Genomic DNA, 23,566 nt, shown 5'->3' with positions numbered 1-23,566 from the left:
GCCGCCGTTCGCGGATGCGGAGTTCCTACCGGACGAGCAGGGCGCCGGGCTCCACGCGCACCTCGAAGGCGGAGACTTCCCCCATCTCCTCGCCATCGATCTCGAACATGAGCGGCGTCGCCAACTCGACGTCGATGCGCTCGACGGGAAGGTGGCGTGTGGAATCCGTGCTGACGGCTTCGTCCGTGGCGCCGAACAGACGGCGGATGCCGTTGTCCCAGACGAAGGACCGCAGGGTGTCGAGCCACTGCAGCGCCCCGTCTGCACTGACCATGAGCACATCGAGCTTGCCGTCGTCGAGCACGGCGTCCGGCAGCAGTCTGATCCCGCCCTGCACCATCCCGCAGTTGCCGATCAGCATGGTGTGCCCGCGCAGGGCGACCGCCTTCTCCCCGTCGATGGCGAGAGTGATCTCCGTCATCTCTGTGCCGGCGAGGGCGCGGCCCATCGCTTCGACATAGGCGAGCCATCCGGCCTTCGACTTGAGGTCGTCGTCGGTCTCGACCAACATCTGCGCGTCGATACCGAAGCCGACCATCACGGCGAACGCATGCTCGGTTCCGTCGTACGACACCCATCCCAGGTCGATGCGACGTGCCTCGGCATCACGGATGCGTTCCAGCGCGGCGGTCACATCGTTCAGCGGGACCTCGAGGTTGCGAGCGAGAAGGTTGCCCGTCCCCTGCGGCACGATCCCGAGCGCCGTCTCCGAGCCTGCCAGCGCCTCTGCGACCGCGCGGACGGTGCCGTCACCACCGACCGCGATCACCAGGTCCCTGGCGTCAGCACGCGCCTCCCGAGCCATGCCGCGACCGGGGTCCTCCGGAGTCGTCTCCCACCAACGGACGTCATACGAATCGTCGAAGACGCCGGCTACCGCATCGTGCAGATCCGCCTGCTCGACCTTCGAAGGATTCCAGACGATGCCGATGCGCGCGTGAGTCATATCGTCAGCTTGGGACACGCGCCCCGATACTGCAAACTCGCGGCGCGGATTCAGCCGTAGAACAGGTCCTCGAAGGTCTTGCGTGCACGCCGTGTGACACCCAGGTAGTCCTCCTCGAGCTCGGTCGCCGACCGGTCGGGATAGCCCAGAAGGCGACCGATTGCATCCAGCTGTCGTCGATCCACCGGAAGCAGATCGCTCGTCTTGCCCGTCAGGAGGGTGATCGCCGAGCGGAGCCTGCTCGACAGTCGCCACGCCTCGCGCAGCCGCTCGGCGTCGTCTTCGGTCACGAGCCCCGCTTCGACGGCGGCATCAAGCGCGCCCAACGTCGAGGTCGTGCGCAGACCGGGAATCGCATGAGCGTGCTGGAGCTGCAGCATCTGCACCAGCCATTCGACATCGCTGAGCGTTCCGGGGCCGAGCTTCAGATGCCGCCTGGGGTCCGCGCCCTGCGGCAGTCGCTCGCCCTCGACCCTGGCCTTGATGCGCTTGATCTCGCGCGTGCTCTGGAGGTCGACCGCCTCGGGATAGCGGATCGTGTCCGCCAGCGCGGTGAACTTCTCGATCAGCTTCGTGCTCCCGGCCACGCCTCGTGCGCGCAGCAGCGCCTGCGCCTCCCACGACAACGACCAGCGACGGTAGTACTCGGTGTACGCCTCGATGGATCGAACGACGGGACCGTTGCGCCCCTCCGGACGGAGATCGGCATCGAGGTCGAGCGGGAGCCTGTGGTCGGTGACGTGCTCGCGGAGTCCGGCGACGATCTGCGTGGCGAGCTTCTGCGCGCGCGGCGGGTCGACGCCGTTCGCGTCGTACACGTAGAGGATGTCGGCATCCGAACCGAAACCGAGTTCGGCTCCCCCGAAACGCCCCATCGCGATGACGGCGAAGTCCAGATCCTCGTCCTCCGCAGGGACCACCTCGCGGAGCACGGCGCGCAGGGCGGCCTGGATGGTCGCCTCGGTGATGTCCGTGAGTGCCGTCGCCACCTCTTCGATGGTGAGCACGCCGAGGACCGCCCCCATCGCCGTACGGAGAAGCTCCCGGCGACGCAGCGCGCGCACGGCACGCAGGGCGTCGCCGATGGTCTCGTGACGCGCCTGGATCGCCCGCGCCTCCTCATCCAACGCCGCGGCTCCGCGGGGGCGCAGCCGTCCGGAGCTGTCCAGCCACGCGACCGACTCGGGGATCCACTCCAACAGCTCACCGATGTACCGCGAGGAGGAGAGCAAGCGTGTCAGGCTCTCGGCAGCGCCGGAGGAGTCCCGCAGCATCCGGAGGAACCAGGGGGTGTCGCCGAGGCGCTCGCTGATCCGCCGGAAGGCGAGGAGGGCATAGTCGGGGTCGCTCCCGTCGGCGAACCAGCGCACCATGATGGGCATCAGATGACGCTGGATGGTGGCCTTGCGAGAGATCCCGCTCGTGAGAGCGCCGATGTGACGGAGGGCTCCCGCGGGGTCGCGGAACCCGATCGCCGCCAGTCGGTCATGTGCCTGCGCAGCCGAGAGCGTGCGCTCCTCTTCGGGGAGTCCGGCGACCGCGCTGAGAAGCGGCCGGTAGAACAGCCGTGTGTGGATCTCCCGCACCTCACGCCGCACGCTCTCCCAGCGGGACCAGACCGCGCCACCGCTCTCGGCCAATCCGGTGGCACGAGCGAGCACCCGCAGCCCCGCGGGGGTTCGGGGCATGAGGTGGGTCCGGCTGAGCTCGCGCAGCTGCAGACGGTGCTCCATCAGGCGCAACACCCGGTAGTCGTCGGCGAAGGTGGCCGCGTCCGTGCGCCCGATGTATCCGCCGGCGACCAGTGCATCGAGGCTCTCGAGCGTGCCGCGCGTACGCAGCGTCTCGTCGGTGAGGCCGTGGACGAGCTGCAGAAGCTGGACCGTGAACTCGATGTCCCGGAGTCCACCGGCGCCGAGCTTGAGCTGATAGGGCACGTCTTCGGGGTCAATGTACTCCATCACCCGCTCACGCATCCGCTGGACGCTCTCGACGAAGTCCTGCCTGGCCGCGCTCGACCAGATCTTCGGTTGCACGGCAGCGATGTACTCCGCACCGAGCTCGGGGTCCCCTGCGAGGGGGCGCGCTTTGAGCAGGGCTTGGAACTCCCAGCTCTTGGCCCAGCGATCGTAGTACGCCAGATGGGAGGCGACGGAACGGACCAGTGCTCCTTGCTTGCCCTCCGGTCGGAGCGCGGCGTCCACCTCCCACAGCGGCGGCTCGATTTCGATGCCGCTCAGATTCCGCATGGTCTCGCGCGCGAGTCGGGTGGCGATGTCCATCGCCTTCGCTTCGCTCACGACGTCTTCGTCTCTGGTGCCGCCGACGAAGATCACGTCCACGTCGCTGACGTAGTTCAGTTCCCTGGCACCGGCTTTGCCCATACCGATCACGGCGAGGCGCGTGGCGGCGACCTCGTCCGTGCTCAACGACTCCTGGAGGCGCGTCCTGGCGACGGCGAGCGACGCTTCGAGTGCGGCGCCGGCGAGATCAGCGAGTGCGGCCGACACCTCGGCGACGATGGTCGCGGGCGACGGGTGCGTGAGGTCGTATGCCGCAATGGCGGCGAGGCTGCGACGGTACGCGACCCTGATCGCGACCACGGCGTCGTCATCACCCGTCTGCGCGAATCCGTCTCGCGCGCCCACCGACGCGAGCAAACGCTCTTGCATCTCCTGCGAGGTCGGCAGACCGCTGACCGAGCCTTCGAGGACCGAGAGCTGCTCGGGGTGACGGAGGAAGAAGTCGGCGAGCCCTTCCGACGCACCGAACACGCGCCACACCTGTCGACGGGTCACCTCGTCGTCGAGAAGCGCCCGCAGGGGTCCCGCATCCCGGCGCGCCACTCGGAGGAGCCCGCGCACGGCGGCATCGGGGTCCGCGGCGTCGTCTGCTTCGAGCAGCACGCCGTGCGGTCGGTCGAGGATCTCGGCGAGTTCCGTGAGGGAAGCCGCGGCCTCGCTCAGTTCCGCGAAGCCGAGCCGGGCCAGCGCCGAGAGCGAGACGGAGTCGTCCGGACGGACCATGCGCGACTCAGAGCAGCTCGAGGTTGTTCTTCAGCTCCAGCGGGGTCACCTGCCCCCGGTACGCCTCCCACTCCTTGCGCTTGTTGAGCAGTACGTAGTTGAAGACCTGCTCGCCGAGCGTCTCGGCGACGAGCTCCGACTCCTCCATGTACTCGAGGGCGTGGTCGAGGCTCGCCGGCAGAGCCGAGTAGCCCAGCGCACGTCGCTCGGCGTCGCTGAGCGCCCACACGTTGTCCTCAGCCTCGGGCGGGAGCTCGTAGCCCTCTTCGATGCCCTTCAGCCCAGCAGCGAGCATGAGCGCGTAGGCGAGGTACGGGTTCGCCGCGGAATCGAGCGCACGGTACTCGACTCGTGACGACTGCCCCTTGTTCGGCTTGTACATGGGCACCCGCACGAGCGCGGAGCGGTTGTTGTGTCCCCAGGTGATGAAGCTCGGGGCCTCGTCGCCGCCCCAGAGCCGCTTGTAGGAGTTGACGAACTGGTTCGTGACCGCGGAGATCTCGTTGGCGTGCTTCAGCAGGCCCGCGATGAAGTGGCGCCCGGTCTTGGAGAGCTGGTACTTGGCGCCCTCTTCGTAGAAGGCGTTCTGGTCGCCTTCGAAGAGCGACATGTGGGTGTGCATCCCACTCCCCGGCTGCCCGCTGAGCGGCTTCGGCATGAACGTCGCGTAGACGCCCTGCTCGATCGCCACCTCCTTGATCACGGTGCGGAAGGTCATCACGTTGTCGGCCGTCGTCAGCGCATCGGCGTACCGCAGGTCGATCTCGTTCTGTCCGGGACCGCCCTCGTGGTGGCTGAACTCGACGGAGATGCCGAGGTCTTCCAGCATGCGCACCGAACGGCGGCGGAAGTCGTGCGCCGTGCCACCGGGGACGTTGTCGAAGTAGCCGGCCGAGTCCACGGGGACGGGTCCCTCGGGCCCGAACGACGACGACTTGAGCAGGTAGAACTCGATCTCGGGGTGCGTGTAGAAGGTGAAGCCCGCGTCCGCGGCCTTCGCGAGTGTGCGCTTGAGCACATGCCGCGGGTCGGCGACGGCCGGCTGACCGTCGGGCGTCGTCAGGTCGCAGAACATGCGCGCCGTCGGATCGATCTCGCCGCGCCACGGCAGCGTCTGGAACGTGGTCGGATCAGGCTGGGCCAGCAGGTCGGACTCCTGCGTACGGGTCAGTCCTTCGATGGCGGAGCCGTCGAAGCCGATCCCCTCCGCGAACGCGCCCTCGACCTCGGCCGGGGCGATCGCCACCGACTTGAGCGTGCCGATGACGTCCGTGAACCACAGGCGCACGAACTTGACGCCGCGCTCTTCGATCGTCCGCAGGACGAAGTCCCTCTGCTTGTCCATTGCTACTCCGTGCCCTGGCCCTTTGTGTCGCCCTTGACGTCCCAGCCCTGCTCGACGGCCTCTTCCTCCGCCCAGGCGCGGGAACGCTCGCGGAGCACCTCGGGCGCGCGGCGGGCTTCCGCTTCCGTGTCGAACGGACCGATGCGATCGATGGAGGGCGAGATCATCCCGAACTCGACCTCGCCGGTCTCCGAGTTGTACCAGTACTTGTGGTCACCGTCAGTCATGGCTGCCCCTTCTTCACGTGATGTCATCGATCCTACTGGCGTGCACGGCGGTCGCTAAGCTATCCCCCATGGCAAAAGCGATCGGCGTCGACATCGGCGGCACGGGAATCAAAGCGGGAATCGTCGACCTCGAGCACGGTGTCATGGCATCCGATCGGGTGCGGGTCCCCACTCCGGCGGGCGCATCGCCGCAGGACGTGCTCGTGGCCGTGCAGACGGTCCTGAAGACCCTTGACGTGCATGAATCCACGCTTCCGCTCGGCGTGGCGTTCCCGGCGATCGTCAAGCGTGGCAAGACGCTCTCCGCTGCCAACGTGTCCAAGGAATGGATCGACTTCGACGCCGAGCGGTTCTTCCGCGACGGCCTCGGCCGCAACATCGTGTTCGTGAACGATGCGGACGCGGCCGGCGTCGCCGAGGCCCGACACGGCGCGGCCAGGGATGTGCGTGGCTTCACCCTGCTCACGACACTCGGCACAGGCATCGGTTCCGCTTTCCTCTACGACGGCATCCTGTTGCCGAACACCGAGCTCGGACACCTCAACTTCCGCGAGTACGAGTCGGTCGAGACCTACGCCGCGACGTCGGCGCGCGAACGCGAAGGCCTCACCTGGGCCGAGTGGGCGGAGCGCCTCCAGGCGTTCTACTCGCATATCGAGTTCCTGTTCAGCCCCGACCTGTTCGTGGTCGGCGGTGGCGTGTCGAAGAACGCCGGCGACTTCCTCCCGCTGCTCGACCTGAAGACGCCGATCGTCCCGGCGATCCACCGGAACAACTCGGGCATCATCGGTGCGGCGTCTCTGGCCGGCGACTGATCCCGTCCCTCCAGACACAGTGAAGGCTCCGACGACGCGGTCGTCGGAGCCTTCATCCGTCCCGCGCGGACTCAGGCGCTGGATGTCAGGCCGTGGAGCATCTTCTGGATCTGCTGCTGCACCTGCGCATCTTCGACATCGAACATCGCGTAGCTGATGCCGGCCGACTGGAGAGGTCGGTTCGGATACTTCTGATAACTGGGAAGAACGCTCAGCAGTCGCGCTGCCATCTGCGGCGCCTGCCACGTCTTCTCCGCGAAACTCGTCATGAAGATGTCGTACCGCTCCTGCGGATCCTGCCAGAGATCGAAGAGCTCGGGCACGATCGCCGTGTAGGACGAAGGCCCGCGCCACTGATCCCGGACGTTCCAGATCGCCTTCCACTTACCGACGCGCACGGCTCCGGGGATCATCTCGGTCTCCGTCATGTAGAGCCAGTGGTCTCGCGTGGAGCCGCTCTCGCCCTTCAGAAGCGCCGATTGGTCGTAACTGTCGAAGATCGTCGGCTCCCCTTCGCGATCCTCCGTGGGGAGGTCCACTCCCGCCAGACTCGCGAACGTCGCCATCAGGTCGAGCGATCCGACGATCTCCGAGTTGCGACGACCGGCTTCGATGGTTCCGGGCCACCAGGCGATCGCGGGGACCCGACTGCCACCCTCGTAGTCCGTGCCCTTGGTCCCGCGGTACGGCGTGTATCCGCAGTCCGGATACACGTCCTGCCAGGCACCGTTGTCGGTGGTCCACACGACGAGGGTGTCTTCGGCGATCCCGAGTTCACGGATCTTGTCCATGACGGTCCCCACACGGTGATCGAGCTCGACGAGTGAGTCGAGGAACTTCGACTTGCCCATCGAAGCCCCCTCGAAGTCCGGGTGCGGGATGTTGGGCTGGTGCAGCTTGGCGGTGTTCAGGTAGAGGAAGAACGGCTCATCGGCATTCGCATGGGCTTCGATGTAGTCGATCGCGCGATCCGTCGACTTCTCGTCGATGAACGGGATGTTCTCGGAACTCAGCTTCTCCACCTCGGTCGGTTCCTCCCCGGCCTTCCCGTCGAGCGCTCCGATGACGTTGCCCCACATCTTCATGGTGGCCTCGTCGTCGAACGGGAAGTCGGGGTTGAACGCCTTGTCGGTGTAGGTGTACGCGTTCAGGTGATAGAGAGTCGTGTTGTACATCTCGTCGAAGCCGTGCGCAGTCGGCATCGCGTAGTCCGCTTCACCCAGATGCCATTTCCCGATGTGGCACGTGGCGTAGTCGGCCTTCTTCAGCACGCTCGCCAGCGTCCACTCCGGGGCCGGCAGCCCTCCCCCGTCTCCGGGGAACGCGACCGTCGTCATCCCGCTGCGGATCGGGAGGCGGCCCGTCAGAGCGGCAGCGCGTCCGGGCGTGCAGCTCGGCTGTCCGTAGAAGGACATGAACTGCAGTCCCTCTGCGGCGAGTCGGTCGAGGTTCGGCGTCGGAGCACCGCGGTTCTCGCCGCCTCCGTAGCATCCGAGGTCGCCCCACCCGACGTCGTCGGACATGAAAAGAATGATGTTGGGCTTCTTCGCCATGAGCTCTCCTCCGTCGTTTCGTGCGTGATGGAGGCGAACGTAGCAAGCGGCTCCTCGTGCGGGAACCGCCGCTCACCCTTTCGGGAGGAGACGATCGATACAAGCGGTGCGAATGGGCCGACCTGTACGCCGGGTTCTGTTCCGGGGTTCTTCGCCCCTTCGACGGTCATCTCTCTCGGCGACACGTTGCCGTGGCACTCTAGCGGTCTACCCGAGGACTCGGCGAGCCGCGTCAACATCCTCTGTCTGACCTTGCTCCGGACGAGGTTTACCTGGCGGGCCATGTCACCATGTCCCCCGGTGGTCTCTTACACCACCCTTTCACCCTTACCCCTTGCGGGGCGGTCTACTCTCTGTGGCACTTTCTCGCGGATTGCTCCGGGTGGGTGTTACCCACCGCCCTGCCCTGTGGAGCCCGGACGTTCCTCGGTGCGGTTCCCCGCAACGCGACCGTCCAGTCGACCCATTCGCATACCCAGTCTACTTTCTCCCCGCGCACGCTCCCGCTACTTCTCGGCGGACTCGGCGATGCGCAGATCGAGGGGCACATCGATCGGGAAAGAGCCGAAGAGACGGGTGGTGGCGACGGACGCGGCTTCCCGGACCGCCTCAGCCGCGGTCTCCGCATGCTCCTGCGGGACGTGCAGGATCACCTCGTCGTGCAGGAAGAAGGCGAGGTGCGGCACCCGCGCGAACGGACCGGAGGCCGCGGCCGCCGTGGAAACCTCCGGGATCAGCTGCAGGCGATGACGAATCTCGGCGAGCCAGATGAGCGACCATTCCGCAGCGGTTCCCTGCACCACGAAGTTGCGCGTGAAGCGTCCCCAATCGCGTGCCCTGCGTCGGGCGAGCGCCACCACCGCCGGCTCGGCATCGGCCCCCGTCGCATCCGACTGCAGACGCATCCACTCCGTCGACGGCCGCGGCGACGAACGGCCGAGCCACGTGGACACGATTCCTCCGTCCTCACCGGTGCGTGCCGCCGCGTCGACCAACGCCATCGCGCGCGGGTACACCTTGCGCAGGCGCGGCACCAATCGTCCGCTGTCTCCCGTCGTGGCGCCGTACATCGCTCCCAGCACCGCGTACTTCGCCTCCTCCCGCGTCGCGACCGCACCGGAGTCGACGACGCCGGCGTAGAGGTCGCTCCCCCGCGCCGCGAGCGCCATCGCCTCGTCCGAAGCCATCGCGGCGAGCATGCGGGGCTCCAGCTGCGCCACGTCGGCGACGACGAGGGTCCATCCGGGATCGGCACGCACCGCAGGACGAAGGCTGCGAGGCAACTGCAGCGCTCCCCCGCCGGCCGACGCCCATCGTCCGGTGACCACGCCCCCGGGGATGTACACCGGACGGAACCGCCCGTCATGCACCCACTCGGCGAGCCAGGCCCAGCCATTGGCGCTCAGGAGCCGGGACAACTTCTTGTACGCGAGCAGCGGTTCGACGACCGGGTGATCGTGTTCAGCGAGCTCCCACCGACTCGTGGACTCGACCTGCACCCCCACGCGGTGCAACGCGCGGAGCAGCTTCTGCTGGCTGTCGAGGTGAAGGGATGCGTCCCCCAAGAGGTCTCGCACGCGATCACCGAGCTCGACCATCCGGCTCGGCACGCCTCCGGCGACCGGACGGGTGCCCAGGGTCTCGGTCAGGATCGCATCGTGCACGTCCTCATCCCAGGGCAGGCCCGCGACCCGCATCTCCTCCGCGATGAGACCGCCCGCCGACTCCGCGGCGCACAGCAGAGTGAGGCGTCCGTCCGGCGCGCCAGCGATCACCCGGCGCTGCGCACGGTATTGATCGAGGGTCGAGGCGATCGGATCGTCGCCTCGCTCATCGTCGAACACATCGAACAGCGAGGGCAACGCCACGGTGGGCTCGCGACGCTCCCATTCCGGGGAGGACGGCAGCGGAGTCTCCACCGAGGACGTGTCCCGGAGGATCGCGTGGCAGAGTACCAGATCATGACTGCGCGCGATCCGCACCCCGTCGGCGAGCAGAAGCGCGTACGTCTCCACGGCCGAACGCATGATCCATCGCGGAGCGTCGGCGGCCTCGACGGACTGCACCCACGTCGCGAGATCGTCTGAGCGCAGTGGCGTGCGGCTCTGCTCTTCGTCGTCGGCATCGAGCTCGATGGCGACGTGGTCCTGCGGCCCCAGCGAGATCAGCGCGATCCGCCGTTCGACGCCCGACGCCGGCACCGTCATGAGCGGTGCGTGCGGGCACCGCTCATGCGAGCCCGGACTCCTCGGTACGAACCAGGATGCAGCCGCACTCGGGGCACGACACGACGAGGTCGTCCGCCGCACGACGGATGTCGTTCAGGTCGGTGCTGGGGAGCAGGATGCGGCAGCCTTCACAGGTTCCCCGGGTGAGCAACGCCGCGCCCGCACTGTTCGCTGCGCGGCGCGAGTACTCGGCGAGCAACTGCGGCGGCACGCTCTCGGCGACAGCCGCACGGTCGCGGGCGAGCTGACTCCCCAGATCGGTCGCCGCCGCGACGTCGGCCTTCGCCTGGGCCGTGAGCGACGTGCCTTCCGCCGTCGTCGTCTCCAGCAGCGCCTGCTGCGCGGCGACGGAGGCCTCCGCCTCTTCGAGTCGTCCCATCACGTCGAGCTGCGCGTCTTCGAGATCGCTCTGCCGCTTGGCGAGGCTCGCCAGTTCGTGCTCGAGGGCCTGTGCGTCCTTCGGGTTCGTGGCCGTGGCGAGGCGCTCGGCATCGCGGTTCCGACGCGCCGCGACGACCGCGACGTCGGATTCGAGCCGTGTCAGTTCGGTGCGCACGTCATCGCGGGCACCGGTGAGAGCGGTCAGCTCACGGAGCTGCTCCTGACGGATGGCGACGAGTTCGGTGATGCGGCCCGCCTGACTCGGCTTCGTTCGTGCACGCTCTGCCTGCGCGATGCGCCGATCCAGGTCGGCGATGTCGAGCAGGGTGCGCTGGTTCTCGGGGCTGGCGTTCACGCTCTCAAATCTAGTCGCTACAGCGACATCCGCCCATCAGCGGACGTCTCCGTCGACGTAGAGCCACTGTCGGTCCTCGCGCACGAAGCGGCTGCGCTCGTGCAAGGAACCGCGCTCCGCGCCCTGGCGCCAGAAGGCCTCGAACTCCACGACGCCCTCCCGATCGAACGGACCACCCGCCCCGCGATCCAGGACGATCAGACGCCGCCAGTGCAGCTCCGGGTCGAACTCGATGGCCTGGGGCCTCGTCGTCGGGTGCCAGGTCCGCAACAGATGCGCGGCATCGCCGAGGCGGAACGCGGTGTAGCGGGAGCGCATGAGCCGTTCCGCGGTCGGGGCCGGTGCGCCTCGCAGCAACGGTGCGCAGCACCGTCCGAACACGTCTCCGGAGGAGCACGGGCACCGCGACGTCTCGACAGCCGAAGCGTCATCCAGCGCCGTGTCCGCGTCCTTTGTCATCCCTCCAGCGTACGCTCGGGAGAAACGCCCAGAAGGAGAATCGTGACCACTCGACCCGTCGTCCCCTCGTTCACCGCGCACAACGGCTTCGCCCTTCCGGCCATCGGCCTCGGCACCTATCGACTGAACGGCGATAGCGGAGCGGATGCCGTCGCCGGGGGCATCGGGGCGGGCTACCGGCTCATCGACACGGCTTTCAACTACGAGAATGAGGGCTCGGTCGGCCGGGGAGTCGCCGCCGCAGAGGTGGATCGCTCGGAGATCGTCGTCACGACGAAGCTCCCCGGCCGCCACCACCCGTCCGAGAGAGCGCGCGACAGCATCGAGGAGAGCCGCTCGCGCCTGGGACTCGACATGACGGATCTGCACCTCATCCACTGGCCGAACCCCAGCCAGGACGAGTACGTCCAGGCGTGGGCCGCTCTGGTCGATGCACAGTCCCGTGGCGTCGTGCGGCAGATCGGCGTCTCGAACTTCCTCCCGGAGCATGTGGAGCGCATCGAAGCCGAGACCGGTGTCCGTCCGGTCGTCAACCAGATCGAGGTGCACCCCTACTTCCCCCAGGAGGAGCAACTCGCATACCACCGGGAGAAGGGCATCCTCACGGAAGCCTGGAGCCCCCTCGGTCGCGCGAAGGCGCTGCTCGACGAGGCGGTGATCCGCGAAGTCGCCGCGGCGCACGCGATCTCTCCTGCCCAGGTCGTGCTCGCCTGGCACGTGGCACGAGGGACGGTGTCGATTCCGAAGGCCTCGACGCTGGAGCACCAGGTCGCGAACCTCGCCGCCGCAGAAGTCGTGCTCGACGAAGGCGAGGTCACGGCCATCACCGCGCTCGGACGTCCGGACGGACGACTGTTCGACGCGGATCCCCGGACGCACGAGGAGTCCTGACCCGGTATCGCGTCAGACGCGCTGCGTGCCGAGCACGCGAAGGAACTCGAGCTTGCCCGCCGATTCGCTCCCGGGTGCGGCGGTGAGGACGATCAGCGCCTGCGATTCGTCCTCACTGAACAGCGCCTGGCAGTCGACCTCGATCTCCCCCAGCTCCGGGTGCACCATCACTTTGTGCTGCTCGAACCGTCGGCTCACCACGTGCGCCTCCCACAGCTCCACGAACTCCGGGCTCCGGGCTGACAGCGCCTCGACGATCTCCCCCGCCCGCGACCGGGGACCCATCACCCCGTGTGCGGCGCGCAGAGCGCCGACGAGGGCACGAGCCTGTCGCGGGTGATCGACCTCGCGATATCGCCGCCGCTCGACGTCGGGATGGGCGAACCAGCGGTAGATGCCGCTCCGGTCGAGCCCGGTGAGTGCGGTCGAATCGCCCACGAGAGCGCGGGAGGCATCGTTCTGCACGAGAACTTCATCGAGCAGCGAGACGACGAATGCCGGGGTGTCGTGCAGCCGGTCGAGCACGCGGAGGATGCCGGGACGCACGTACTCGGTGAGGGGGGCGCGGTCCGGGGCGCTGTGTCCGCAGAGCCGGAAGAGGTAGTCGCGCTCGTCTTCGGTCAGGCGCAGAGCACGTGCCAGGGAGGAGAGGATCTGCACGCTGGGCTGGGGTCCCCGCCGCTGCTCCAGGCGCGTGTAGTAGTCCGTCGACATGGTCGCCAGCTGTGCCACCTCTTCTCTGCGCAACCCGGAGGTCCGGCGTCGAGGTCCGGACGGAAGTCCCACGTCGGCAGGCCGCAGTGCCTCACGTCGCCGGAGCAGGAACTCGGCCAGTGCATCACGATCCACCTCTGAAGTATCCCCCGACGTCCGCGCAGGTTCCAGGGACCGGTGATCCCTGGATGACCGCTCTCTGGAGGGGCGGTTCCGAGACGCCGAGGCTGATCGTATGAACATCAGCGGAAACACCATCTTCATCCCGGGCGCGACGAGCGGCATCGGCCTCGCCCTCGCCGTGCGTCTGCATGCACGCGGCAACACCGTGATCGTGGGAGGACGCCGCGAAGACCGGCTCACGGCCATCGCCGGCGAGCACCCCGGTATCCACACGGTGCGGATCGACACGACCGACGCCGACAGCATCCATGCGGCCTCCCGAGCTGTCCTCGCAGAGCACCCCGCCCTGAACGTGCTGATCACGATGGCCGGTGTCATGCGAGCCGAGGACTGGACCACGCCCACCGGATTCCTCTCCACCGCCGAGGAGACCGTCGAGACGAACATCCTCGGGCCGATCCGGCTGAGCGCCGCTTTCGTCGAGCATCTGCGCGCGCAGCCGGAAGCGACGATCATGACGGTCTCGTCCGGCCTCGCCTTCGCCCCGCTCCGCGCGACGCCGAGCTACAACGCCAGCAAGGCCGCGATCCACATGCTCAGCGAATCCCTGCGCCTGCAGCTCGAAGGGAGCAGTGTGTCGGTGCTCGAGCTGGAACCGCCGGCGGTGCGCACGCCTCTCATGCCCGGACATGAGGAGAACGAGTCCGCTATGCCGCTCAACGAGTTCATCGACGAAGTGATGGAGCTGATCGAGTCGCGGCCGAACGCCACCGAGATCCAGGTGGAACGCGTGAAATTCCTCCGCTACGGAGAGGCCCGCGGTGACTACGACCGGGTCGTCGCCACGCTGAACGCCACCGACCCGCACGGGCGCTGAGCCGACGCGGGGTGCCGGTCGCGCACCGGCGCCCCGCTCACGGGTGCAGAGACGCCGCAGCCGCCGTCAACGCGTCGGCGGACTGCCGCAGCAGCGCGAGCTCGTGGTCGGAGAACGACGTGTTGCGGATCGGGACAGCGCCCGTCGCACTGACGATCGAAGGCACCGACAGCGCGACTCCGTCGACACCGTGGAAGTCGCGCAACACCGTGCTCACGGGCATGACGGCGTGCTCGTCGTGAAGGATGGCCTCGACGATTCGCGCACTCGACAGCCCGATGGCGTAGTTCGTCGCCCCCTTGCCGAGGATGACCTTGTAGGCGGCATCGCGCACGTCGACGGCGATCTCCTGCAACTCCTCGAGGGTGAACCGGGGGTGTCCCGGCGTCTCCCACTCGAGGATCGGCACGGTGCCGATGGTCGCCCGAGACCACAACGGGAACTCCGTGTCACCGTGCTCGCCGACGATATGGGCGTGGACACTGGCCGTCGACACGCCCGCCCTCTCGGCAAGCTTCCAGCGCAGCCGCGAGGTGTCGAGCACCGTACCGGACGCGAAGATCCGCTCCGGCGGGAGTCCGGTCTCCTCCTGAGCGATCACGGTGAGCACGTCGCACGGGTTGGTGACGATCACGTACACCGCGTTCGGTGCGACCTCGAGCAGTTCGGGCATCATGCGGCGGATGATCCCCGCATTGACCTCAGCGAGCTCGATCCGGGTCTGTCCCGGCTTCTGCTTGGCTCCCGCCGTGATCACGACGACGTGCGAACCCGCGGCCACCGAGATGTCGCTGCCACCGACGATGTCGCTCGAACCCGTGAACTGCGTTCCGTGCGCGAGGTCGAGGACCTCCGCCTCGACCTTCTCGGTGGCGATGTCGTAGAGCGCGACATGACGCGCAGATCCGCGGATCAGTGCGGCGTAGGCGACGCTGGATCCCACGCTTCCCGCGCCGACGACCGTGAGCTTCGAGTTCTCGATGATCTCCATGCGCTCAGTCTCGCAGTGCAGTGCGCCTCTCCGGCAGGGGGAACGCCGTCGGAAATGCTCACAGCGCGGCGGCGACCGCCTGAGCGACCGTCGGATGAGCGAACTCGAAGCCCCCGCGCTCCAGAACCCGCGGCCGCACATCGGCGTCCGGAAGGAGCAGCGAGTCCGCTGCGTCGCCGAGGGCGAGGCGCAGAGCCCAGGCCGGCGCGGGGAGCCAGAACGGTCTGTGCATGCGCGCAGCGAGCTCCCGGCCGATGTCGTTCGCAGACGCGGGGGTCGGCCCCGTGAGGTTGACCGGTCCGGCGAGCTTCGTGTCCAGGACGTGCCGGATCCCCCGGACCTCATCGTCGAGCGAGATCCAGGGCCAGACCTGTGTTCCGCGTCCGAGAGGACCGGAGACGCCGAAGCGGGTCAGCTGGATGAGCGGCTTGAGCACTCCGCGACGATGGATCACGGGGGCGGTGCGGAGCAGCGCGACCCTGGTGTGGTCCTCGGCGCGTCGAGCCTCGGCCTCCCAGCGCACGGTCAGATCGGCGAGAAAGGTCTCACCGGCTGCGGACTCCTCCGTGAGGACTTCGCCGGGAGCGGACCCGTAGTACCCGACAGCGGACGCCGAGACCAGTGCCGGCGCATCCGAGCGCAGGGCACGCAGGGCCGTCGTCATGGTGCGGGTCGTCTGCAAGCGCGAATCGACGAGTTCCGCGCGGTAGCGGCGTGTCCAGGGCAGACGGCCGACGCTGGCGCCGCCGAGCGCGACGACGGCTTCCGCACCGGCGAGCACGTCCGGATCGAGCGGACGCTCCCCCGGTGCCCATTGCGCCTCACCCGCTCCGTGCGGCGCACGACGGACCAGAACGGTGACGTCGATCCCGTCGGCGCGCAGGGAGGAGACGAGGGCTGAACCGATCAGGCCCGAGGCCCCGCTCACGACGATGCGTCGCGCCATGTGCTGCAGCTTCCTGTCCGTCGGTCGTCGAATCGTATGGTTCACCAGCGTACGCGCCGTCCCGGCGATGCCCCTAGCCGAGGTCAGTCGGCGCGACGGTAGTGCAGGGCTACCGCACCGCTACGGAACGGTGTCGACGAGACCAGCGCCAGGCGTCGAGTGGCGGGGAGCCCCCGCTCGTACAGCGTGGGACCGTGGCCCGCGATCCGCGGATGCACCAGGAACCGGTACTCGTCGATCAGGTCCAACCGGTCGAGTTCGGTCGCGAGCATGCCGCTTCCCACGAGGACCCCGTCGCGCGTCTCATCCTTGAGTCTCTGCACTCCGGCGCGCAGATCGCCGTGGATCCGGTGGCTGTTCGTCCACGGGAAATCCTGGCGTGTGGCGGAGACCACGTACTTGGGTGTGGCTTCCAGGGCGACAGCCCAGTCGCGCAGCGCCGGCGGGGCGTCCGTCTCTCCTCGCGCGACGGCGGGCCAGGCATCCTCCATCATCTCGTAGGTGGTGCGCCCCCAGAGCATCGCGCCGGATTCTTCGAGGAGACGGGTGTAATACGCGTGTGTCTCGTCGTCGGCGATGCCCACTTCGTGATCGATGCAGCCGTCGAGGGTGACGTTGATGCTGAAGGTCAGGAGTCCCATGCCGGGAGCCTAGGTCCGTGGCCGCGTGACCGCCAGAGTCCGCAGGCGTGCGGTGGGCATCGCCGGGAGACGACTCACTCGCTCCGGTCGGGGTCCGCCTTGTCGCTCGACGACGAGCTCAAGGCGTACTCGCGCACGCGGTCGGTGATGTAGGAGACCACGGTTCCCGATGTGATGCCGATGATGACGATGCCGCCCAGCATCAGGAGCACGGCGAAGAACCGCCCCGCGACGGTCACGGGGTACATGTCGCCGTAGCCGACCGTCGTCAGGGTCACGAACGCCCACCACACGGCATCGCCGAAGCTGTCGATGGTCGCATCCGGCGCGGACCGCTCCACGCTCAGCGTCGAGAGAGCGAGGAAATAGACGAAGGTCACCGAGTACGCGGCGGAGTAGATGATCAGCTCGGTCCTCACCACGCTGCCGGTGCGGGCATGGAAGAACGGCAGTTGACGAGCGAGGTCGACCACGCGCACGGCACGGAACACCGGAAGAAGGACCGCGAGAAGCTCCACGGGGTGACGCACCACGTAACGCCATCTCGTGCCCTTCCGAGTGAGGCAGACACGGACGATGTAGTCCACGGCGAAGATGAACCACGTCAGGATCGTCGTGTTGCCGGTGACCGTCCGCACGAGCGGCGGCAGATCGGGAGCGATGACGAAGACGGAGAAGCCGATGATGAAGATGACCCCGGCGAACACGAGCGGCACACGCGCGAAGCGATCCCAGCGATCGAAAGACGAACGTGACGAATCCATGCGCCCATCTAACACGAGCGTCGCGCGCGAGGTGGGCCCTGCCGGGATCGAACCGACGACATCCACGGTGTAAACGTGGCGCTCTACCAGCTGAGCTAAAGGCCCTGGTGCCGTCAGTCTATCGGGAGGCCGATGCGCACCCGTGTCGTGGAAGAGGGATAGGCTGAATCCGGCGCGCGTTGTGCACAGCTGACAAGGCTGCCCGTGTCGCTTCCCGTTTCCTTGGCATGACCTGCCAGCTTGACGAAAGGTTCCCCCGTGACCGTGCACGACCAGGATCCGTACTCCCAGGGCCCCCTCGACAGCGATCCGGAGGAGACCGGCGAGTGGCAGCAGTCCCTCGATGAGCTGGTGGATGCCAAGGGCCACGGCCGCGGCCGCGAGATCATGCTCAGCCTGCTCAAGCGTTCCAAGGAACTGCACCTGGGCGTGCCGATGGTCCCGACGACGGACTACATCAACACGATCGCCCCGGAGAACGAGCCCGAGTTCCCGGGTGACGAAGAGGTCGAGCGCCGCTATCGGGCCTGGATCCGCTGGAACGCTGCGATCACGGTGCACCGCGCACAGCGCCCCGGCATCGGCGTCGGCGGTCACATCTCGACGTATGCCTCGTCGGCCGCTCTCTACGAGGTCGGCTTCAACCACTTCTTCAAGGGCGCCGACAACCCCGGCGGGGCCGACCAGATCTTCATCCAGGGTCACGCCTCCCCCGGCACCTACGCACGGTCGTTCCTCGAGGGACGCCTGAGTGAGGACCAGCTCGACGGTTTCCGTCAGGAGAAGTCGCACGCGCCGTACGGCATCCCCTCCTACCCGCATCCGCGTCTGATGCCGGAGTACTGGCAGTTCCCGACCGTGTCGATGGGCCTCGGCCCCATCAACGCGATCTACCAGGCGATGTCGAACAAGTACCTCGAGAATCGCGGCATCAAGGACACCTCCCAGTCGCACGTCTGGGCGTTCCTCGGCGACGGTGAGATGGACGAGGTCGAGAGCCGCGGTCAGCTCCAGGTGGCAGCGAACGAGGGACTCGACAACCTGACCTTCGTCGTGAACTGCAACCTGCAGCGTCTCGACGGTCCGGTGCGCGGCAACGGCAAGATCGTCCAGGAACTCGAGTCGTTCTTCCGCGGCGCGGGCTGGAACGTCATCAAGGTCGTCTGGGGCCGCGAGTGGGACGATCTGCTCGCCCGCGACACCGAGGGTGCGCTGCTCAACCTGATGAACGTCACCCCCGACGGCGACTACCAGACCTACAAGGCCGAGTCCGGCGCGTACATCCGCGAGCACTTCTTCGGACGCGACGAGCGTGCCGCCGCCCTCGTCAAGGATTACTCCGACGACGACATCTGGAACCTGAAGCGCGGAGGCCACGACTACCGCAAGGTCTACGCCGCGTTCAAGGCCGCGACCGAGCACAAGGGCAAGCCCACCGTCATCCTCGCGAAGACCGTCAAGGGCTACGGCCTCGGTCCGCACTTCGAGGGCCGCAACGCGACCCACCAGATGAAGAAGATGACGCTGGACAACCTCAAGACGTTCCGCGACGCGATGCACATCCCGATCACGGACGCGCAGCTCGAGGAGAACCCCTACCTGCCGCCCTACTACAACCCGGGGCCCCAGGACGAGACGATCCAGTACATGCTCGAGCGCCGTCAGGCTCTCGGCGGATTCCTCCCCGAGCGCCGGTCGACCCATGTGGGTCTCTCGTTGCCGGACGACGCCGCGTACGCGCTTCCCAAGAAGGGCTCCGGCACGCAGGAGATCGCCACGACCATGGCTTTCGTCCGTCTGCTGAAGGATCTCCTCCGCACGAAGGACTTCGGCCACCGCATCGTGCCGATCATCCCCGACGAGGCACGCACGTTCGGTATGGACGCGTACTTCCCGACCGCGAAGATCTACAACCCGAACGGCCAGCACTACACCTCGGTCGACCGCGAGCTGCTCCTCGCCTACAAGGAGAGCCCGCAGGGGCAGATCGTGCACGTCGGCATCAACGAGGCGGGCGCGGTCGCGGCATTCACGGCTGCGGGAACCTCGTACGCCACCCATGGCGAGCCGCTCATCCCGATCTACATCTTCTACTCGATGTTCGGCTTCCAGCGCACGGGCGACGCCCAGTGGGCGGCGGGCGACCAGATGGCCCGCGGGTTCATCATGGGCGCGACGGCGGGTCGCACCACCCTCACGGGTGAAGGCCTGCAGCACGCCGATGGTCACTCGCACCTGCTGGCGGCCACCAACCCGGCGACGCTCTCGTACGACCCGGCCTACGGCTACGAGATCGCGCACATCGTGCGATCCGGCATCGACCGCATGTACGGCGGCGAGCACGAGGACCCGAACGTGATGTACTACATCACGCTCTACAACGAGCCCCTCGTGCAGCCGGCTGAGCCGGAGAACGTGGACGTGGACGGCATCGTGCGAGGCATCCACCGCGTGTCGGTCGGCGAGGGCGACGGCCCCCGCGCCCAGCTCTTCGCGTCGGGCGTCGGCCTGCCGTGGGCGCTCGAGGCGCAGGAACTCCTGAAGAACGACTGGGGTGTGATCGCCGATGTCTGGTCGGTCACCTCCTGGACCGAGCTGCGTCGTGACGGCCTCGCCGCCGACGAGCACAACTTCCTGCACCCCGAGGCCGAGCCGCGCACCGCGTACCTCACCGAGAAGCTGCAGGGTGCCGAGGGTCCGGTCGTCGCCGTGAGCGACTTCATGCACGCCGTGCAGGATCAGATCCGCCCGTGGGTTCCGAACCGCTTCGCCACGCTCGGCGCCGACGGCTTCGGTTTCTCCGACACCCGTGCCGCGGCACGACGGTTCTTCAAGATCGACGGACCGTCGATCGTGGTCCGGACGCTGCAGTCGCTCGCCGAAGAGGGTACGGTCGACCGTTCGCTCGCGGCACAGGCGATCCAGAAGTACAGCCTGCACGACGTGAACGCGGGAACCAGCGGCAACGCGGGCGGCGAAAGCTGAGCCCTCGGTGACAGGATCCTCTCCTTCCGGCATGGACAAGGCCGCGACGCTCACCTGGCTGCGCCGGATCTCCGGTGACATCGCCTCGGTGACGATCAAGCGCCTGGAGGACACCCTTCCGTGGTACGCCGACATGCCACCAGCCCGCCGCTCCGCGGTCGGGCTGGTGGCCCAGGCGGGCATCACGTCGTTCATCCAGTGGTACGAGGATCCGACCTCCACCCCGTGGATCGCGGCCGACATCTTCGCCGCCGCTCCCCGGGAGCTGTTGCGCAGCGTCAGCCTCCAGCAGACGCTGCAACTCATCCGCGTGACGGTGGAAGTCACCGAGGAGCGCGTCGCCGGGCGCGGGAACGACCTGCGCGAGGCGATCCTGCTCTACTCCCGCGATGTCGCGTTCGCTGCGGCCGACGTCTACGCCAGGGCCGCGGAGGCCCGAGGGCTCTGGGACGCACGTCTCGAGGCCCTCGTCGTCGACTCGATCCTCACCGGAGAGGCCGACGAAGAGCTTCCGAGCCGCATCGCGGCGCTCGGGTGGCACGGTCACGGCGAGGTCGCTGTCCTCGTCGGTACGACACCGCCGCAGTTCGACGTGGACCTGGTCCGCCGAACTGCCAGGAAGCTCGCCGTCGATGTCCTCATCGGCGTGCAGGGATCCCGTCTCGTGCTCGTCCTCGGACGCGCGCGCGTGGACGGCCAGGAGAACGAGGAGGAGGAACTCGGGTTCCAGGAGATCGCCTCCCGCCTCGAGCCGTCCTTCGGGCCGGGCTACGTCGTCCTCGGACCCCCCGTGGCCGCGCTCGTCGATGCGAGCCAGAGCGCTCGGGCCGCCCTCGCCGGGTTCGCGGTCGCGCGTGCCTGGCGCGGTGCTCCACGCCCCGTCGAAGCCGATGATCTGCTGCCTGAGCGGGCGCTCGCCGGAGATCCGCTCGCGAAGCAGACCCTGATCGAGCGGATCTTCCGTCCCTTGCAGGCGCATTCGACCGATCTGGTCACCACGCTCTGGAGCTACCTCGACAACGGACGCTCCCTCGAGGCGACCGCGCGCGAGCTCTTCGTGCACCCCAACACGGTGCGCTATCGCCTCAAGCGCGTGAGCGAAGTCATCGGTTGGGACGCCACGGGGCCCCGCGAGGCGCTCATCCTGCAGACCGCCCTCATCCTCGGATCCATCGGCGCCGCCGAGCAGGTGCGCAAGCGGGCGCCGCTGCGACGCCCGCAGCGCTGAGCCCGTCCGCCGCCGTTCTGTACGCCACACACAAGGGTTTTTCGGAATCTTGTGATGGATCATCCACCGCTCTGCCGCAATCGTTGGCAGACTGGGTGGGTGATTGTCGTCGTATGCCCTGGTCAGGGCTCGCAGACCCCCGGTTTCCTCGCTCCTTGGCTCGAGCTCGACGGAGTGGCCGAACGCCTCGCCGCGTACTCGGACGCCGCGGAGGTCGATCTTCGCGAACACGGCACGGTGTCCGACGCCGACACGATCCGCGACACGCGTATCGCGCAGCCGCTGATCGTCGCGGCTTCGCTGATCGCCGGTGACGCACTGGTCCAGCGAGCGGGCCGACGCGCCGACGGCATCGCCGGACACTCCGTCGGTGAGATCGCCGCTCTCGTCGGCAGCAACGTCATCGACGCCGACACCGGGATGCGCCTCGTCGGCATCCGGGGCCGCGCGATGGCCGACGCCGCAGCGCAGGAGCAGACCGGCATGAGCGCTGTGCTCGGCGGCGATGAAGAAGCCCTCCTGGCGCGACTCGCCGAACTCCACCTCTCCCCCGCGAACTACAACGGCGGCGGCCAGATCGTGGTCGCCGGCGCGCTTCCGGCTCTCGCCGCTCTCGCCGAGGAACCACTCAAGGGAACCCGCGTGGTTCCGCTGCAGGTCGCCGGCGCGTTCCATACCCGGTACATGGCCTCCGCGGTCTCCGTCCTCCGCGACGCGGTCGCCGACGTCACCCCCGCGAACCCCGACATCACGCTCTGGACCAACCGTGACGGTTCTGCCGTCACGGATGGCACCCAGGCGCTGAGCTTCCTGGTCGACCAGGTCTCGTCGCCGGTGCGCTGGGACCTCTGCATGACATCCTTCGCAGACGCCGGCGTCACCGGTGTCATCGAGCTCGCGCCCGCCGGTGCGCTGGTCGGCCTCGCCAAGCGCGGCCTCCGAGGCGTGCCGACGGTCGCCGTGAAGACCCCCGAAGACCTCGATGCAGCCGTCGCGCTGCTGAACGGAGAAGCCGCATGAGCCCCACCCTCGCCCAGGTGACCGGACCGGCATACACGCGTATCTACTCCTACGGCGCCGCGCGCGGCGAGAACGCCGTGCCGAACGAAGATCTGATCGGCCCGATCGACTCCAGCGACGAGTGGATCCGCCAGCGCACCGGCATCATCACCCGCGTCCGCGCCGACAAGAACACGGATGCGATCGACCTCGCTGCGGAGGCGGCGTCCGAAGCCATCGAGAAGTCGGGCGTGCCGGCCGATCAGGTCGACCTGGTCATCGTCGCGACCATCAGCAACCCGAAGCAGACCCCTTCCGTCTCGGCCATCGTCGCCGACCGCGTGGGCGCGAACCCCGCCGCGGCGTACGACATCAATGCCGCCTGCGCCGGCTACGCCTACGCGATCGCCCAGGCCGATGCACTGATCAAGGCCGGCGCCGCGCGCTACGCCCTGGTGATCGGCACCGAGAAGCTCTCCGACGTCGTCGACCCGACCGATCGCAGCATCTCCTTCCTCCTCGGCGATGGTGCGGGCGCAGCGCTCCTCGGCCCGAGCGACACGCCGGGGATCGCACCCGCCGTCTGGGGCTCCGACGGCTCGAAGGCCGATGCCGTGGGCATGAACGCCACGCTCACGGACTTCCGCGACGGTGTCGCGCCCTGGCCGACACTCCGTCAGGAGGGGCAGACCGTCTTCCGCTGGGCGGTGTGGGAGATGGCCAAGGTCGCCCGAGAGGCACTCGACAAGGCGGGTGTGGAGCCCACCGACATCGCCGCGTTCATCCCGCACCAGGCCAACATGCGCATCATCGACGAGTTCGCCAAGCAGCTGAAGCTCCCCGAGTCGACGGTGATCGCCCGCGACATCGAGACCACGGGCAACACCTCGGCCGCGTCGATCCCGCTCGCGAGCCACCGGCTGATGGCCGAGCACCCCGAGCTCTCGGGCGGGCTCGCCCTGCAGATCGGGTTCGGAGCAGGACTGGTGTTCGCCGCGCAGGTCGTCGTCCTTCCCTGAGAATGCGCTGACCTTCTCTAGACTGTTCCACGGTTCCGAATACAACCCGTAAG

20 protein-coding genes, 1 tRNA gene and 1 other RNA gene are annotated in these 23,566 nt (G+C 67.9%); 7 read left to right on the top strand and 15 right to left on the bottom strand.

The features are described from left to right. Positions 1–25: 25 nt before the first annotated feature. From KV397_RS07485 to KV397_RS07470, 4 genes are read right to left on the bottom strand one after another with little or no spacing between them, the layout of a single operon-like run. Complete coding sequence (locus KV397_RS07485) at positions 26–946, bottom strand: diacylglycerol/lipid kinase family protein (RefSeq protein WP_131491140.1); 921 nt, start codon at positions 944–946, stop codon at positions 26–28. 50 nt (positions 947–996) lie between these two features. Next, complete coding sequence (locus tag KV397_RS07480) at positions 997–3,972, bottom strand: bifunctional [glutamine synthetase] adenylyltransferase/[glutamine synthetase]-adenylyl-L-tyrosine phosphorylase (protein ID WP_261812547.1); 2,976 nt, start codon at positions 3,970–3,972, stop codon at positions 997–999. A gap of 7 nt (positions 3,973–3,979) precedes the next feature. Then, positions 3,980–5,317: a type I glutamate--ammonia ligase gene (gene glnA, locus KV397_RS07475; protein ID WP_047520084.1), complete on the bottom strand. Its 1,338-nt coding sequence runs from the start codon at positions 5,315–5,317 to the stop codon at positions 3,980–3,982. A 2-nt stretch (positions 5,318–5,319) separates the two neighbouring features. Next, the gene (locus KV397_RS07470; RefSeq protein WP_047520082.1) at positions 5,320–5,544 is read right to left on the bottom strand and encodes a hypothetical protein; all 225 of its coding nucleotides are present in this window, start codon (positions 5,542–5,544) and stop codon (positions 5,320–5,322) included. A gap of 68 nt (positions 5,545–5,612) precedes the next feature. On the opposite strand from KV397_RS07470, the gene ppgK reads away from it, so the two are divergent. Next, complete coding sequence (gene ppgK / locus KV397_RS07465) at positions 5,613–6,359, top strand: polyphosphate--glucose phosphotransferase (RefSeq protein WP_047520080.1); 747 nt, start codon at positions 5,613–5,615, stop codon at positions 6,357–6,359. Between the two features lie 71 nt (positions 6,360–6,430). Here the strand turns inward: ppgK and KV397_RS07460 are convergent, their stop codons facing one another. The 5 genes from KV397_RS07460 to KV397_RS07440 form a co-directional block, all read right to left on the bottom strand. After that, positions 6,431–7,912, bottom strand: coding sequence for an arylsulfatase (locus KV397_RS07460; protein WP_153244175.1), 1,482 nt, complete (start codon positions 7,910–7,912; stop codon positions 6,431–6,433). Between the two features lie 109 nt (positions 7,913–8,021). Then, positions 8,022–8,378: RNase P RNA component class A (rnpB, locus tag KV397_RS07455), an RNA gene on the bottom strand. A gap of 40 nt (positions 8,379–8,418) precedes the next feature. After that, complete coding sequence (locus KV397_RS07450) at positions 8,419–10,119, bottom strand: bifunctional 3'-5' exonuclease/DNA polymerase (protein ID WP_131491143.1); 1,701 nt, start codon at positions 10,117–10,119, stop codon at positions 8,419–8,421. 22 nt (positions 10,120–10,141) lie between these two features. After that, entirely contained in the window at positions 10,142–10,876 is a 735-nt protein-coding gene (locus KV397_RS07445) for a zinc ribbon domain-containing protein (RefSeq protein ID WP_047520074.1), read from the bottom strand. Positions 10,877–10,912: 36 nt separating this feature from the next. Continuing rightward, positions 10,913–11,335: a YchJ family protein gene (locus KV397_RS07440; protein ID WP_134353798.1), complete on the bottom strand. Its 423-nt coding sequence runs from the start codon at positions 11,333–11,335 to the stop codon at positions 10,913–10,915. Positions 11,336–11,377: 42 nt separating this feature from the next. On the opposite strand from KV397_RS07440, the gene KV397_RS07435 reads away from it, so the two are divergent. Then, entirely contained in the window at positions 11,378–12,226 is an 849-nt protein-coding gene (locus KV397_RS07435; RefSeq protein ID WP_261812546.1) for an aldo/keto reductase, read from the top strand. A 12-nt stretch (positions 12,227–12,238) separates the two neighbouring features. Here the strand turns inward: KV397_RS07435 and KV397_RS07430 are convergent, their stop codons facing one another. Then, positions 12,239–13,075: a helix-turn-helix transcriptional regulator gene (locus KV397_RS07430; RefSeq protein WP_256534437.1), complete on the bottom strand. Its 837-nt coding sequence runs from the start codon at positions 13,073–13,075 to the stop codon at positions 12,239–12,241. Between the two features lie 100 nt (positions 13,076–13,175). Here KV397_RS07430 and KV397_RS07425 point away from each other — a divergent pair, with 100 nt between their 5' ends. Continuing rightward, a complete protein-coding gene (locus KV397_RS07425; protein ID WP_261812545.1) occupies positions 13,176–13,940 on the top strand; it encodes an SDR family oxidoreductase in 765 nt (254 codons plus the stop codon). 37 nt (positions 13,941–13,977) lie between these two features. Here the strand turns inward: KV397_RS07425 and KV397_RS07420 are convergent, their stop codons facing one another. The 5 genes from KV397_RS07420 to KV397_RS07400 all read right to left on the bottom strand — a co-directional run bounded on the left by KV397_RS07420 (position 13,978) and on the right by KV397_RS07400 (position 17,387). After that, the gene (locus KV397_RS07420; RefSeq protein WP_131491148.1) at positions 13,978–14,931 is read right to left on the bottom strand and encodes an L-lactate dehydrogenase; all 954 of its coding nucleotides are present in this window, start codon (positions 14,929–14,931) and stop codon (positions 13,978–13,980) included. Between the two features lie 58 nt (positions 14,932–14,989). Continuing rightward, entirely contained in the window at positions 14,990–15,877 is an 888-nt protein-coding gene (locus KV397_RS07415; protein ID WP_131491149.1) for a TIGR01777 family oxidoreductase, read from the bottom strand. A gap of 83 nt (positions 15,878–15,960) precedes the next feature. Further along, positions 15,961–16,518, bottom strand: coding sequence for a dihydrofolate reductase family protein (locus tag KV397_RS07410; protein WP_131491150.1), 558 nt, complete (start codon positions 16,516–16,518; stop codon positions 15,961–15,963). 74 nt (positions 16,519–16,592) lie between these two features. Beyond that, on the bottom strand, positions 16,593–17,282 hold the full coding sequence (locus KV397_RS07405; RefSeq protein WP_134353805.1) for a potassium channel family protein: 690 nt from the start codon (positions 17,280–17,282) through the stop codon (positions 16,593–16,595). Positions 17,283–17,314: 32 nt separating this feature from the next. Then, a tRNA-Val gene (locus tag KV397_RS07400) sits at positions 17,315–17,387 on the bottom strand. Between the two features lie 153 nt (positions 17,388–17,540). Between KV397_RS07400 and aceE the strand changes: the two genes are divergently transcribed. The 4 genes from aceE (at position 17,541) to KV397_RS07380 (ending at position 23,513) form a co-directional block, all read left to right on the top strand. Next, a complete protein-coding gene (gene aceE, locus KV397_RS07395) occupies positions 17,541–20,267 on the top strand; it encodes a pyruvate dehydrogenase (acetyl-transferring), homodimeric type (protein ID WP_047520066.1) in 2,727 nt (908 codons plus the stop codon). A 31-nt stretch (positions 20,268–20,298) separates the two neighbouring features. Next, entirely contained in the window at positions 20,299–21,495 is a 1,197-nt protein-coding gene (locus KV397_RS07390; protein WP_047520064.1) for a PucR family transcriptional regulator, read from the top strand. Between the two features lie 99 nt (positions 21,496–21,594). Continuing rightward, positions 21,595–22,515: an ACP S-malonyltransferase gene (locus KV397_RS07385; RefSeq protein ID WP_131491153.1), complete on the top strand. Its 921-nt coding sequence runs from the start codon at positions 21,595–21,597 to the stop codon at positions 22,513–22,515. After that, the gene (locus KV397_RS07380; RefSeq protein WP_131491154.1) at positions 22,512–23,513 is read left to right on the top strand and encodes a beta-ketoacyl-ACP synthase III; all 1,002 of its coding nucleotides are present in this window, start codon (positions 22,512–22,514) and stop codon (positions 23,511–23,513) included. Before KV397_RS07385 ends, KV397_RS07380 begins: the two co-directional genes overlap by 4 nt. The last annotated feature ends 53 nt before the right edge of the window (positions 23,514–23,566 follow it).

Source organism: Microbacterium aurugineum, assembly GCF_023101205.1.
GTDB classification, from domain to species: Bacteria; Actinomycetota; Actinomycetes; order Actinomycetales; family Microbacteriaceae; genus Microbacterium; species Microbacterium aurugineum.
This window is presented reverse-complemented; position numbering and strand designations above follow the sequence as displayed.